This is a genomic window from Flavobacterium sp. Root935 (assembly GCF_001429295.1).
Taxonomy (GTDB): domain Bacteria; phylum Bacteroidota; class Bacteroidia; order Flavobacteriales; family Flavobacteriaceae; genus Flavobacterium.
Genome location: NZ_LMJL01000012.1, coordinates 1,230,481 through 1,243,789, shown reverse-complemented (window position 1 = coordinate 1,243,789; position 13,309 = coordinate 1,230,481). Strand labels below are relative to the sequence as shown.

Genomic DNA, 13,309 nt, shown 5'->3' with positions numbered 1-13,309 from the left:
GAAGTTGTTTCATATTATAACTTGCAACCTTAAAAATTGAATTTTTGACTATATGTTTTTAATTATGTTTTGAAGAATGAAACAAAATTGAAATTATTTGTTTTTGTAAAAAAGCACCTTTTTAAACTATAATATTTAAATTTGCACCCAAAATAACAACAACACACTCATGTATAAATTGATAATTCGTCCGATACTTTTCTGGTTTGATCCTGAAGAAGTGCATTACTTTACTTTTTCATTTGTTAAATTCATTTCAAAAATCCCAGGAGTTTCGTCAATTATAAGATCAATTTATGAAGTAAAAGATTCTCGATTAGAAAGAGAAGTTTTCGGAATTAAATTCAAAAATCCCGTTGGACTTGCAGCAGGATTTGACAAAGATGCAAAGTTGTACAAAGAACTTTCTGATTTTGGTTTTGGTTTTATTGAAATTGGAACCGTTACGCCGGTTGGTCAGGAAGGAAATCCAAAAAAACGTTTGTTTCGCTTGAAAGAAGATCAGGCAATTATAAACCGAATGGGTTTTAATAATGGCGGCGTTTTGGAAGCTGTAGAACGTTTGAAGAAAAATTCTGGAGTTTTGATTGGAGGAAATATTGGAAAAAACAAAGTAACTCCAAACGAAAATGCTGTAGACGATTATATCATTTGTTTTGATGCTTTGTTTGATCATGTAGATTATTTTGTAGTGAATGTAAGTTCGCCAAATACACCAAATTTAAGAGCTTTACAAGACAAAGAACCTTTAACTGCTTTGCTGCAGACTTTGCAAAATAGAAACATTGAAAAGCAAAAAACAAGTACTCAAAAAATTAAACCAATTTTATTGAAAATTGCTCCAGATCTTACAGATGAGCAGTTGTTGGATATCATAGATATTGTAAAAACTACGCAGATTGCAGGTGTAATCGCAACCAATACTACAATTTCAAGAGACGGTTTACAATCTGCAAATCAGTCAGAAATGGGAGGTTTGTCTGGAAAACCATTGACAAAACGCTCTACAGAAGTAATTCGTTTTCTTTCTGAAAAAAGCAATAAAGCATTTCCAATTATTGGAGTAGGCGGAATTCATTCTGCAGATGATGCGATCGAAAAACTAAATGCAGGAGCAAGTTTAGTGCAATTGTACACAGGTTTTATTTATGAAGGTCCAGCGCTGATTAAAGCAATCAATAAAAAAGTTTTAGGGCAGTTGTAAAAGAAGCGCCTGAAGAATTAATCCGACTATTATCGCGATTCCGAAACTAATTAAAGTACCAATCATTACGTATTCGGTGAGTTTGCGGTCTTTGGCTTCTTTTAAATCTCCAAATCTAAAGATAGATTTTGCGGCCAATAAAAACCCTATTGCTTCAAAATGAGCAGTTAGGATAAAACAAAGTATAAATAAACGTTCTAATATACCAATGTAATTTCCTGCACTGGCTAGGGAATTGTCTTGATGGCTGTTTTGACTTTCGGGACTCCAAATTGAAATAATGGTTTTTATGAAAATAGAAGCGGGCTTGGTTACCAGTAAAATTCCGGTGATTAAAATCCAGAATTCATTCATAACCCAAAAGTCGATAATGCCATTATTTTCGTAAAGCATTACAACGGCAATTAAAATAATAACGTGTGCAATTTGGTCTGCAACAAACCAAGTTCGCTTTGTTTTTGCTTTTTGAAAATTCAGTTTAATTAAATCGATGATACCGTGGGTAACGGCAATTAAAACAGCGTAAGGTATAAAACTGACTTTTCCAGCCACAAGGGCAGCCAAAACTCCGTGAAGTAAAATATGAACATACAAGTAAATACTTTTATGTTTTTTAATTTCTTTATCGGCTACCCAAGAATTAGGCTGCCAGATAAAATCTCCGAGTAAATGAGCTAAAAGCAGTTTTATAAATAAAATCATGAGGCTGTAAGTTGTTTTATTTCTTTTCTAAAATAACGATCTAAATTCATAACCAAATCAAACTGAGCTCGTTTTTGTCTTCGGCTTACCGCAGCTTGGTTTATGCCTAGTTTTTGCCCTAATTCTTCTTGAGACAAAGTAGGATTTTCTATAGCAGCAGCCACAAATTCTGCCGATTGTACCAGCCAGCTGTCCATAAAAGTTAAGGCTAACTGCAGCATTAAATTTAGTTTTTCGTCAAAACTATTATCTCCCGTTCGAAGCGCTAATGTAACTTTCTGTTTTTTTAAAGTCTCAAAAAGTTCTCCAGAATGTATAAAGGCAGAACCATTACTTTCGGATATTCTTTTGGCATTATGAGTTTTATCTCCAAAACCAATACTCATTCTCGCATCTGATTTTATAGCTCGTAAATGCGCTTTTACCAAAATGGCAGCTAATAAAGCATCTTCTGGATTTGGAATCTCAATTTGAAATTCATCTCCGCGGTAAACCTCCCATTTATTGGGTGTTGATCCAAATGGAGTTAAGATGTTTTTTAAATCATCAACCCAATGATCTGATTTTTGCTGTCTTGAACCAATTATATCGCCTGTAATTACGCTAGTCATAATCAAATATAATTAAAAAATAATAAACTTTGTATTACAAATATAAGTAATAAAATTAATTATTACGCTTTTTGGTAATATTTAAAATTATTACATTTTTAGGTAATAATTCTTTCTATTACGATTTTAGGTAATAACTGCATTATCTAAAATTATCTTTTATTTATTTAAAAAAGAAACTAACTTAGCCTTTTACAAATGAGTAAGCTTTGAATAAAGAAATAAAAATTATTGAATGCCCTAGAGATGCCATGCAAGGCATTAGGGATTTTATTCCGACCAAAAATAAAGTTTCCTACATACAAGCTTTGCTTAGAGTAGGCTTTGATACTATTGATTTTGGAAGTTTTGTTTCTCCAAAAGCTATTCCGCAAATGCAGGATACTGCTGAGGTTTTAGCACAGCTTGATTTGTCTCAAACTTCAAGTAAACTACTTTCTATAATTGCCAATACACAAGGAGCGGTTAAAGCATCAGAATATGAGGAGATTCAATATTTAGGATTTCCGTTTTCTATTTCCGAGAATTTCCAGATGCGTAATACACATAAAACGATTACAGAATCTTTAGTTACGCTTGAAGAAATTTTAGAAGTTGCTTCTAAGAAAAATAAAGAAGTAGTCACCTATCTTTCAATGGGTTTTGGAAATCCTTACGGAGATCCTTGGAATGTTGAAATTGTGGGAGAATGGACGGAAAAACTTGTTGGAATGGGAGTGAAAATTTTATCACTTTCAGATACTGTTGGAAGTTCTACCCCAGACGTTATTACGTATTTATTTTCCCATTTGATTCCGAAATATCCTCAAATAGAATTTGGTGCTCACCTGCACACGACACCAGACAGCTGGTTTGAGAAAATTGACGCGGCCGCAAAAGCAGGCTGTACTCGTTTTGATGGTGCAATACAAGGTTTTGGAGGCTGTCCTATGGCAACCGATAAATTAACTGGAAATATGCCGACAGAAAAACTAATTTCTTACTTCACTGCTAATAAAAAAACTACAGGCTTAAACGCTCTAAGTTTTGAAAGCGCTTATAATGAAGCTTCAAAATTGTTCGGAAAGTTTCATTAAAAAATAGTTATTTTTCTTACCTTAGATAATGAATGTAAACATTAAGCGTTACATTTATTATTCATATAATTTTTGTTATGAAATCGAATTCTTCGCGCAAAATTTCAAGCATAATACTTTTGGCTTTTTTATTTTTTTCCTGTTCAAGTGATTTGGATTTCGATCAGGTAAAAGATTTAAAGTTAGAACCTGTCTTCGTAGCAAATCTTGCTTATTTTGATATTCCTGCTAATCAGCTTATAGATGATGGGGGAACTCACATTGCTTTTGATACAAGAAGCTTTGACGTTTTTAAAGATAGTTTTTTTACCAACCGTTTGAAGAAAGCAGAATTTAATTTCGAAATTGAGAATAATATTGATCGAACTTTTGTTGTGAATCTGCTGTTGATGAACGATGATAATCAAATATTACAAACTATCTCTTATACCGTTCCGGCTTATCAAGGAACGACGAATGTTATAAAATATCCGACAGAAGTGTTTGAAAACGAGCGATTAAATCTTTTAAAGCAAACCACAAAAATTGGTTTTGTAGTTATAATTGCCGCTGGGCCGCCATTAAATAATGAAAGTTTAGGAAATTTAAAATTGAGATCAAGTGCAACAGCTTATTTAGTGATCGAATGAGAAAAATATATCTGATCTTCTGCATCGTTTTTCAGCTTTCTTGTTTTTCTCAAAATAAAGAATTGCTCTATAATTTCACTTCTATTCCACAATCCTCTCTCGTGAATCCTGGAGCCGATGTATCTTATAAATACTATTTTGGTTTCCCAGTTCTATCTGGAATTTCTGCCAATGTAGGTTCCAACAGCTTTTCGGCGTACGATTTATTTGCTGATAATGGAGTAGATTTTAATCAAAAAGTTCGAGACGTAATTAATAGATCGTCTAGTAATGATAAAGTAGTAACCAATCAACAGTTAGAAATATTTTCTGGTGGATTTAGAGTTGGAGGAAGAGAAAGCCGTTCGTATGTTTCGTTCGGATTGTATCAGGAATTTGATTTTTTCATGTACGTTCCAAAAGACCCGGCTTTATTGGCGTTAAACGGAAATAGAGATTACATTGGAAAATCATTTAATCTCGGAGATATAAGTGCTAAAGCTGAGGTGCTTTCTGTATTTCATGTCGGATATCATAAAAAAGTAAGTGACAAATTTGTTTATGGAGGACGAGCCAAAATCTATTCAAGTGGTGCAAATGCTACTTCGACAAAAAATTCAGGTTACATTTATACAGGACAAACTGCAGGAACTCCAAATTTGTACAATCAAATCATTTCTTCCAATTTAGAATTAAAAACTTCTGGAATTTCTAAATTCACAAAAGATGAATACGAAGGAAATGTAGTCCGAGATATTGCTCATAATACCTTCTTTAACGGAAGCTTAGGACTTGGATTAGATGCTGGAATTACCTATTATATAAAAGAAAATTTACAGCTTACAGCAAGTATAGTCGATCTAGGTTTTATAAGGCAGACAAAAGATATTGAAACACGCACCTACAAGGGAACGTATCAATACGATGGTGTAAATCCCGATTTTATGGGTACTGATAATCCAGAAAATGTTTTTGACGAATTTGAAGAAGCTATACCAGAGGAGACACTTTACAATAAATATACAACTTGGCGTCCTACAAAATTTTATTCCTCTATTCAATATTCATTTGGAGAAGCGCGTCCAGATGACGAATGTAATTGCAGAGGGCAAGTCGAAAAATATTATAAAAATGCAGTAGGAGCGCAGTTTTTTGCCATGACAACACCTCGCGAACCTTTAGTTGCTTTGACTGCTTTTTATAGAAGAAATATTTTTAGAAAATTAGATCTAAAGGCGACTTATACTTTTGATACATTTTCAAACAAAAATATCGGATTAGGACTGGCGGGAACAATTGGTTCAGTCAATCTTTATGCTTTGGTAAATAATATTCTCGAATACAAAGATTTGTCCAAAGCAAGAAGCGCGGCATTTCAGATCGGAATCAATTTTGTATTCCAAGATCGAGAGGATTAATTCAAAAAACTTTTAATTTTTTAAATTTCCAAATTCCAATTAGATTGGGATTTGGGATTCAAAAAGATTGGAATTTGGGATTTCAAAAGATTGGAATTTGAAATCATAAATTTGTAAAACTATTCTTGTAAAGTTAAATTTATGAATAAGTTAGTATTCAAGTTTCCAATTTATTCACTATATTTGCACGCAATTCAACTAGAAATTGCAACATGATAGCACACAACTCCAAGATTATCGGCGAAGGTTTAACTTACGACGATGTATTATTAGTACCTAACTACTCGAATGTGCTTCCCCGCGAAGTGAGTATCAAATCAAAATTCTCAAGAAACATCACATTAAACGTTCCGATTGTATCTGCTGCTATGGATACTGTTACAGAAAGTGCAATGGCAATTGCTATGGCGCAGGAAGGCGGAATAGGTGTTTTACATAAAAATATGACTATCGAACAACAGGCAGGAAAAGTTCGAAAAGTAAAACGTGCTGAAGCAGGAATGATTATCGATCCGGTAACATTACCAATGAACTCTACAATCGCTGACGCTAAAAATGCCATGAAAGAATTTGGAATCGGTGGTATTCCAATCGTTGACGAAAACAAAATCCTTAAAGGAATTGTTACCAATCGTGACTTACGTTTCGAGAAAAATGGAGCAAGACCAATCGCTGAGGTTATGACAAGCCAAAATTTAGTAACTGTTTCTGAAGGAACTTCATTAGAGCAGGCAGAAGTGGTATTACAAGGTCATAAAATCGAAAAATTACCAGTTGTAAACGAGAAAAACGAATTAGTTGGTTTAATTACGTTTAGAGATATTACAAAACTGACTCAAAAACCAATCGCTAACAAAGATTCATTTGGTCGTTTAAGAGTTGCTGCTGCTATTGGAGTTACTGGAGATGCAGTTCAAAGAGCTGAAGCTTTGGTAAATGCAGGTGTAGATGCAATCATTATCGATACAGCGCACGGACATACAGAAGGTGTGGTAAACACATTAAAAGAAGTAAAATCAAAATTCCCTCAAATAGATGTTATTGTTGGAAACATCGCAACACCAGAAGCTGCTAAATATTTAGTAGAAAACGGTGCTGACGGTGTGAAAGTTGGAATCGGTCCTGGTTCTATCTGTACTACACGTATTGTTGCGGGTGTTGGTTTTCCTCAATTCTCAGCAGTTTTAGAAGTTGCTGCAGCTATTAAAGGAACTGGAGTTCCAGTTATTGCTGATGGTGGAATTCGTTATACAGGTGATATTCCTAAAGCAATTGCTGCCGGTGCTGACTGTGTAATGTTAGGGTCATTATTAGCAGGAACAAAAGAATCTCCAGGTGAAACTATCATTTTCGAAGGAAGAAAATTCAAATCTTACCGCGGAATGGGGTCTGTTGAAGCTATGCAGACAGGTTCTAAAGATCGTTATTTCCAAGATGTTGAAGACGATGTTAAAAAATTAGTTCCAGAAGGAATTGTTGGACGTGTTCCTTATAAAGGTGAATTAAACGAAAGTATGCTTCAATTTATTGGAGGTCTTCGTGCTGGAATGGGATACTGTGGTTCAAAAGATATTCCAACTTTACAAGAATCTGGACGTTTCGTTAGAATTACTTCAAGCGGAATCACTGAAAGTCATCCACATAACGTAACTATTACAAAAGAAGCTCCAAATTATTCTAGATAATTTTTAGTTTTTTATATAAAAGCAAAAGGCGTAAGATTTAGTTCTTACGCCTTTTTTAGTTGTTAATCTTTAAAACTAATACCATTCTTTTTTAATTCTTCTAATAATTTTGGAATGCTGCTTGGACCAATTCCATGCCAAGATAAAATTTCTGCTTGACTATACTTAGATAAATCTTCGACCGTATTTATATTTTTACTTTCTAAAGCTCTTCGAGCGGGAGCTGATAGAACAGATAAAAGTCCTGATTTTGGTTTTCTCTGCGCTTCGCAAATAGGACAAGTAGGGCAGTCACTAGTTTTGGAATAGCGATGCCCTTTTTTGCAAGTTCTATTATTTTCTGAAGAAGTCATTTTTGAATTTATTCTTTTGATTTGTACTTACTAAATTTAGCATTCCATCCATCTTCTGAATAAGATTCCCCATGAATTCCATCGCTAAGTTCAACGATGTTTTCCCCATTTACTGATATTTGAATATTGTTTTCAAAATCAGCCAATTCTTGTAATGAAAAAAGAAAATTATGAATTGCTGTATCAATACTTTTAATAATAATTTCTTTGATTAACTCTTTTTGTGATTCATTAAATTTACTAATTTCAGTTTGTATTTTTAAATTTGAAGGCGCTTTAGATTTATTGTTTAAAAGGGTTTCTGCATTTTCAATTCCATTGTCTCTTAAATTTTTAACTAAGAATTCTCCAAAAATATCGAGCGATTGTTTTGACATTTTAATCTTTGATTATAGTTTCAATCTTTCAAAATTATTGAAAAATACTCAAATTAATTTCATAATTATTAAAACCTGCTATCTAAAATATCTTGTGCAACAATATCAGAATGCAGTAAATCTTCCATTTTCTTCGTCATACGCTGTGCTTCTAGAGCATAACCAAACATCTTTTTCTCGTAATCAGCAATTGCATCGTCAATTGTTTCGAATTTTCCTTCGGTTAGGTTTTTAGTTAAATGATAAGCATCAAATAATCCCATGTTTACACCTTCACCTGCAAACGGCGGCATTAAATGCGCTGCATCGCCGACAAGAGTAATGTTAGAATGTTGTTTCCAAGGTTCTTCTAGAGAAAACAATCTTAAAGGTAAACCTGAAAATTCACTAGAAGCAGTAAAGAATTTTTTATAATCGTCTCCCCAGTTTTTAAACTTTTCGTTTAAAAATGAAATTACAGCTTGATCATCTTCAAAATCAATTCCGTTGTTCAGAATCCAGTTTTCATCGGCTTTAAAAGAAACCCCGAAATGTACTGATCCATCTCGCATGGTATGGGTGTAAAACATTTTATGATCACCCATTGCCATCACATTTCCGTTACCATACTTAGGTTTAAATTCAGGATACTCTTGATCTGGATTTGATATTTCTCCCTGAATTATATAGGTTCCAGAAAGCTGCGGTTCTTGATCGCTTACAAATTTTCTAGCATTCGATCTTCCTCCGTTTGCCACAATTACGAAATCAGCGACTGCAGTTTTTCCATTTTTGAATTCTAAAAAATATTGATTTTCAGTTTTTTCAATATTAATTAATTGACTGTTCCAGACAACTGTATTTTCTTCAAGATTATCCAGCATTATTTTTCGGAGATCATTTCGGTCAATTTCTGGGCGTGAAAAAGCATTTGTTTCATCTGGCATTTCGTCAGATGTTATATTTCCGTCCATATCGGCCATTTTTTCGCCAGTCGGTCGGGCATATTTAAGAAATTCCTCCATTAAGCCTGCTTTTTGAATTGCCAACTGACCAGAATTTGAATGTATATCAAGCGTTCCGCCCGAAGTTCGAGCTTGAGCATTTATATCTCTTTCATAAACCGTAACATCGGCACCATTTATTTGTAAAATTCGGGCAGTTGTAAGTCCAACAGGACCGCCGCCAATAATGGCTATTTTTTTATTTTCTATAATTGAAGTTTTCATTTTATTAAAATTGAATTTAATATGATATTGAAATTTAAAATTGCATTTTGATAATGTTAAGGTGTCAGTGCTTTTAAAACCAAATTAAAAGTTTCATTTTTTAGATCGTCATTAAGTACAAAAGATTTTCCAGACATCGATTTTCCCTCTCTATGAAGTTCTAAAAGAGAATAAAGTGAACCGTAAGCAATGCTCCAAAAAACTTCAAAAGTGACAGGAACAAGTTCTTTTTTTTCAATTGAAGAAAGCATAAATTGTGACATAGTTTGTTTAAATTCGCCGGTAATTTCTGCTAAAATTGCATCACCGTAAGTAGAGTGTTTCAAGAGTTCAAAACAAGTTGCTTCTAAAGTAAAATTAAGCAGGAAGTCAATCCGATTTTCCCATTGATTTCTCAATCCGTCTTTAAAAGACATTTCTGGAGAAAACCCGTTAAGCATTTTATTGAAAAGATTACTGCCAATTTCAATTCCAATCTTCCGGATCAAATCTTCTTTATCTGAGTAGTAAATGTAAAGCGTAGCAACAGAAACACCACATTCTTTTGCTAAACGGTTCATTCCAAAACCTTCAACGCCTTGCTTGACAATCATTTCTATTGCTTTCTGTTTTACAATTTCTTCTTTGTTAATATCTCTTGTCCTCATAATTCTAAATTAATTATGATGCAAAGATATAAATAAATAATAAATGAACGATCGCTTATTTATTATTTTTATAGGTGAGAGAGACAAAGGTGCTGAGGGACTGAGGTTTTATTGGTGGTTGATGGTTGGTGGTTAATGGTTGATGGTTGATTGTTGATGGTTGATTGTTGATGGTTGGTGGTTGATGGTTGATGGTTGGTGGTTAGTGGATAATGGATAATGATTGGTTATTGATTATTAAAGATTGATCTGTTCGTGGTTGATGATTTTGTTTGAGGTTTTGTGCGATTGGCTATAATCAATTGAATAGGCTCCAGCTTTAGCTGGAGATTTTGGAAAAAATAGGGGAAAGGCTTTAGCCGAATACTTTGTAATTTTGAAAGGCATAAAAAAAGTCAGCTGAAACAATATTTAATCGTTTCAGCTGACTTTTTTACTAAATAAATATATTTTACATAGTTTTTGTTGGCTCGGCTTCTCTTAGATTTTGATTTTCTAGGATCTCTTTTAGAAATGGTTTTACCTGAGTTTCAATTTCCGATTCTGATATTTTTAAAGCTTCGGGATCAGAGGCTAATTTTAGCCAAGGTTTTGGCCCGTCAAAATCATAGCTTCCAAAAACTACAACTGGAGTTCCTTTTACTTTTACATTTTCCTTGTCTTTTAAAATCCATTCATCAGCAAATTTGTAAAGGTATTTAGCATCTTTCTCTAATAATCTTAAACAAGAATGCGAGGCAGGATAACCTGGCAGTTCATATTGGTGAAAACCAACTCCAAGTTTATTTTCGATATTGAAATTCCATTTCAAATCCCATTCGTCATTAAATGTACTGGTAGTTTTTTCTGCTTTCCAATTCGTGAAAAATAATCCAGTTGGTGTAGGATCTTTTTTTCTTCCCATATTTGTTGGCCCTGTGTAAACTAACTCGCCATTTTCGTAAGCGGCAAAAGTTTGTGTCGGATATGAAAAAAGAATAATCTTGGAAACTTCCTGTAAAGCTGAAACATGCAATGGAAATGGAAGATAATATACCAAATCGCCAGTAAAATCTCCAGGAATTACAACAGAATCTAGTTTTTTAAAGTTGGCTTTATCAGTCCTGTTTAGTGCATATACAATATCCATTTTACTGCTGTCAGCTTCATTAATTTTCAGCCAGTCTTTAGTGTTTTCAACTTTATATGTAATAGCAGATTCCGGTTTTTTATACTCAATTGCTTTTTTAGTGGTTTTATTATTCTCAGTTAAATTGATTGTGTCGCTTTTTTTGCAGGAAACTGCTAAAGTCAATATCAAAATAAGTAACGCGTTTGCTGTGTAATATAACTTTTTCATAGGTTGTATTTTTATGATTGTAAAGTTATAAATGTGATAGCTGAAAAGGGTTACATAATTTTTTGAATTGTTTGTTTGATTTACATTTGAGTGAAACCTATAATTAAATCAAACCTTTTATTTTAGCATGTTGTAAAAGCAAAATAGTCTTAGCATCTGTAATTTCTCCAGATTCAATCATTTTGTAAGCTTCATCAAAAGTATATTCTAAAACTTCGATATTTTCCTGTTCGGCATCTAATCCTCCTCCAGAACTTACTTTCATACTTTCGTCATATTCTCCAACGAAAAGATATAAAATCTCAGTTACAGATCCAGGTGACATATAAGTTTCGATCACTTTTTGGACTTTTTTTAAGCGATATCCTGTTTCTTCTTCTGTTTCACGAATTATAGCTTGTTCAGCATTATCTTTATCCAAAAGTCCAGCGCAAACCTCAATCATCATTCCAGTTTTGTTTCCGTTAAGATAAGTTGGTAAACGAAATTGTCTGGTTAGTATAACTGTTTTTTTAGCAGAATTATATAATAAGATACCAGCACCATTGCCACGGTCATATACTTCTCGTATGTGCGATTCTATTTTTTCGTTTTCCTTTTTATAGTTAAAAGTAACTTTATTTAATACATACCAGTTATCTGATAATAACTTGGTTTCGGTAATCTCAATTTCTGGATTTTTTCTCATATCAATATTATTCAAAAAAAACGCCCTGATTATCAGAGCGTTTTTAAATGTATTATTTTGTTATTGTTTGTTTTCTATCAGGTCCAACCGATACAATTTTGATTGGCACTTCGATTTCTTTCTCAATAAACTCAATATATTCTTTTAGCTCAACAGGTAATTGATCGTAAGTTGTAAGTCCTGTTAAATCTTGCTTCCATCCTTTAAACTCTTTGTAAATTGGAGTAACATTTTCTGGTTCAATGTTGTAAGGGAAGTGAGAGATATTTTGTCCTTTGTAGTTGTATTCAGTACAAACTTTTAAAGTTTCAAAACCAGAAAGTACATCACCTTTCATCATCATTAATTGAGTAACTCCATTTACTTGTACAGCATATTTTAAAGCTACTAAATCTAACCATCCGCAACGTCTTTGTCTTCCTGTTACAGATCCAAATTCGTTACCCACTCTTGCCATTGTAGCACCAACTTCGTCAAAAAGTTCAGTTGGGAAAGGTCCGCTTCCTACACGTGTAACGTAAGCTTTGAAAATTCCGTAAACCTCTTTGATTTTGTTAGGAGCAATTCCTAGACCAGTACAAGCTCCAGCAGCAGTAGTGTTTGATGAAGTTACGAAAGGATAAGTTCCGAAATCAACATCTAATAAAGATCCCTGAGCACCTTCGCAAAGAATAGATTTACCAGCTTTTTGAGCTTGGTGCATGTATTCTTCACTATCAATAAAATCTAATTTTTTAAGTTCTTCAATAGCTTCGAAGAATTCTTTTTCTAATTCAGCTAAATTATATTGAATATTAACGTCGTAAAAAGCAATCATAGCTTCGTGTTTGTCTGCTAATGCTCTGTAACGCTCTTTGAAGTCTTCTAATTCGATATCTCCAACACGCAAACCATTTCTACCAGTTTTGTCCATGTAAGTTGGTCCAATACCTTTAAGTGTAGAACCAATTTTTGCCTTTCCTTTTGATGCTTCAGAAGCAGCGTCAAGCAAACGGTGTGTTGGTAAAATTAAATGCGCTTTTCTAGAAATGATCAATTTGCTTTTGATATCAAGATTGAATTTCTCTAAACCTTCAATTTCTTTTTGAAAAACTACTGGGTCAATTACAACACCATTTCCGATGATATTTACTGAATTTTTATGAAAAATTCCAGAAGGAATTGTTCTAAGTACGTGTTTGATTCCGTCAAATTCTAATGTATGTCCTGCATTTGGTCCTCCTTGAAAACGTGCAATAATATCATAATTTGAGGTAAGAACGTCAACAATTTTTCCTTTACCTTCATCTCCCCATTGTAATCCTAGTAATAAATCTACGGTCATTCTGTTTTAATTTGCGTTGGGACAATCTAAGTTGTCCTACTGATTATGTAGTTAATTTTTCTTTTTTTT

Annotated in this window: 14 protein-coding genes; 5 read left to right on the top strand and 9 right to left on the bottom strand. The window is 33.4% G+C overall.

What is annotated here, in order from left to right; translation table 11 throughout:
- The first annotated feature begins 169 nt into the window (after window positions 1–169).
- Window positions 170–1,204, top strand: a complete 1,035-nt coding sequence (locus ASE40_RS20065; RefSeq protein ID WP_057119155.1) for a quinone-dependent dihydroorotate dehydrogenase — start codon at window positions 170–172, stop codon at window positions 1,202–1,204.
- On the opposite strand, the gene ASE40_RS20060 is transcribed toward ASE40_RS20065, so the two are convergent.
- Window positions 1,190–1,906: a DUF3307 domain-containing protein gene (locus ASE40_RS20060; RefSeq protein WP_057119154.1), complete on the bottom strand. Its 717-nt coding sequence runs from the start codon at window positions 1,904–1,906 to the stop codon at window positions 1,190–1,192. The genes ASE40_RS20065 and ASE40_RS20060 overlap by 15 nt on opposite strands.
- Window positions 1,903–2,517, bottom strand: a complete 615-nt coding sequence (locus ASE40_RS20055) for a hypothetical protein (protein ID WP_057119151.1) — start codon at window positions 2,515–2,517, stop codon at window positions 1,903–1,905. The genes ASE40_RS20060 and ASE40_RS20055 overlap by 4 nt, the downstream gene beginning before the upstream one ends.
- A 209-nt stretch (window positions 2,518–2,726) precedes the next feature.
- On the opposite strand from ASE40_RS20055, the gene ASE40_RS20050 reads away from it, so the two are divergent.
- The 4 genes from ASE40_RS20050 (at window position 2,727) to guaB (ending at window position 7,304) form a co-directional block, all read left to right on the top strand.
- Entirely contained in the window at window positions 2,727–3,593 is an 867-nt protein-coding gene (locus tag ASE40_RS20050) for a hydroxymethylglutaryl-CoA lyase (RefSeq protein ID WP_057119149.1), read from the top strand.
- A 77-nt stretch (window positions 3,594–3,670) separates the two neighbouring features.
- Window positions 3,671–4,222: a hypothetical protein gene (locus ASE40_RS20045; protein WP_057119147.1), complete on the top strand. Its 552-nt coding sequence runs from the start codon at window positions 3,671–3,673 to the stop codon at window positions 4,220–4,222.
- The gene (locus tag ASE40_RS20040; protein ID WP_057119145.1) at window positions 4,219–5,619 is read left to right on the top strand and encodes a DUF5723 family protein; all 1,401 of its coding nucleotides are present in this window, start codon (window positions 4,219–4,221) and stop codon (window positions 5,617–5,619) included. The genes ASE40_RS20045 and ASE40_RS20040 overlap by 4 nt, the downstream gene beginning before the upstream one ends.
- Before the next feature lie 212 nt (window positions 5,620–5,831).
- Entirely contained in the window at window positions 5,832–7,304 is a 1,473-nt protein-coding gene (gene guaB, locus ASE40_RS20035) for an IMP dehydrogenase (protein WP_057119143.1), read from the top strand.
- A 62-nt stretch (window positions 7,305–7,366) separates the two neighbouring features.
- Here guaB and ASE40_RS20030 read toward each other — a convergent pair whose 3' ends face one another.
- From ASE40_RS20030 to ASE40_RS20000, 7 genes are all read right to left on the bottom strand, one after another.
- Window positions 7,367–7,657 carry an RNA polymerase alpha subunit C-terminal domain-containing protein gene (locus tag ASE40_RS20030; protein WP_057119141.1) on the bottom strand — a complete coding sequence of 97 codons (291 nt, stop codon included), beginning with the start codon at window positions 7,655–7,657 and terminating at the stop codon, window positions 7,367–7,369.
- 8 nt (window positions 7,658–7,665) lie between these two features.
- Complete coding sequence (locus tag ASE40_RS20025; RefSeq protein ID WP_057119139.1) at window positions 7,666–8,034, bottom strand: DUF6547 family protein; 369 nt, start codon at window positions 8,032–8,034, stop codon at window positions 7,666–7,668.
- Window positions 8,035–8,102: 68 nt separating this feature from the next.
- A complete protein-coding gene (locus tag ASE40_RS20020; RefSeq protein ID WP_057119136.1) occupies window positions 8,103–9,242 on the bottom strand; it encodes an FAD-dependent oxidoreductase in 1,140 nt (379 codons plus the stop codon).
- 56 nt (window positions 9,243–9,298) lie between these two features.
- Window positions 9,299–9,889 (bottom strand): TetR/AcrR family transcriptional regulator, encoded by a 591-nt coding sequence (locus tag ASE40_RS20015; protein ID WP_057119134.1) that lies wholly within the window; start codon window positions 9,887–9,889, stop codon window positions 9,299–9,301.
- Between the two features lie 451 nt (window positions 9,890–10,340).
- Window positions 10,341–11,228, bottom strand: a complete 888-nt coding sequence (locus ASE40_RS20010) for a L,D-transpeptidase (protein ID WP_057119132.1) — start codon at window positions 11,226–11,228, stop codon at window positions 10,341–10,343.
- Between the two features lie 103 nt (window positions 11,229–11,331).
- The gene (locus ASE40_RS20005; protein ID WP_057119130.1) at window positions 11,332–11,916 is read right to left on the bottom strand and encodes an NUDIX domain-containing protein; all 585 of its coding nucleotides are present in this window, start codon (window positions 11,914–11,916) and stop codon (window positions 11,332–11,334) included.
- A 52-nt stretch (window positions 11,917–11,968) separates the two neighbouring features.
- A complete protein-coding gene (locus tag ASE40_RS20000) occupies window positions 11,969–13,240 on the bottom strand; it encodes an adenylosuccinate synthase (protein ID WP_057119127.1) in 1,272 nt (423 codons plus the stop codon).
- Between the last annotated feature and the right edge of the window lie 69 nt (window positions 13,241–13,309).

Coding starts and splice junctions, on each gene's coding strand:
- ASE40_RS20020 (WP_057119136.1), bottom strand. CDS start 9,242: ATGAAAACTTCAATTATAGAAAATAAAAAAATAGCCATTATTGGCGGC.
- ASE40_RS20065 (WP_057119155.1), top strand. CDS start 170: ATGTATAAATTGATAATTCGTCCGATACTTTTCTGGTTTGATCCTGAA.
- ASE40_RS20000 (WP_057119127.1), bottom strand. CDS start 13,240: ATGACCGTAGATTTATTACTAGGATTACAATGGGGAGATGAAGGTAAA.
- ASE40_RS20005 (WP_057119130.1), bottom strand. CDS start 11,916: ATGAGAAAAAATCCAGAAATTGAGATTACCGAAACCAAGTTATTATCA.
- guaB (WP_057119143.1), top strand. CDS start 5,832: ATGATAGCACACAACTCCAAGATTATCGGCGAAGGTTTAACTTACGAC.
- ASE40_RS20025 (WP_057119139.1), bottom strand. CDS start 8,034: ATGTCAAAACAATCGCTCGATATTTTTGGAGAATTCTTAGTTAAAAAT.
- ASE40_RS20055 (WP_057119151.1), bottom strand. CDS start 2,517: ATGACTAGCGTAATTACAGGCGATATAATTGGTTCAAGACAGCAAAAA.
- ASE40_RS20040 (WP_057119145.1), top strand. CDS start 4,219: ATGAGAAAAATATATCTGATCTTCTGCATCGTTTTTCAGCTTTCTTGT.
- ASE40_RS20060 (WP_057119154.1), bottom strand. CDS start 1,906: ATGATTTTATTTATAAAACTGCTTTTAGCTCATTTACTCGGAGATTTT.
- ASE40_RS20030 (WP_057119141.1), bottom strand. CDS start 7,657: ATGACTTCTTCAGAAAATAATAGAACTTGCAAAAAAGGGCATCGCTAT.
- ASE40_RS20010 (WP_057119132.1), bottom strand. CDS start 11,228: ATGAAAAAGTTATATTACACAGCAAACGCGTTACTTATTTTGATATTG.
- ASE40_RS20015 (WP_057119134.1), bottom strand. CDS start 9,889: ATGAGGACAAGAGATATTAACAAAGAAGAAATTGTAAAACAGAAAGCA.
- ASE40_RS20045 (WP_057119147.1), top strand. CDS start 3,671: ATGAAATCGAATTCTTCGCGCAAAATTTCAAGCATAATACTTTTGGCT.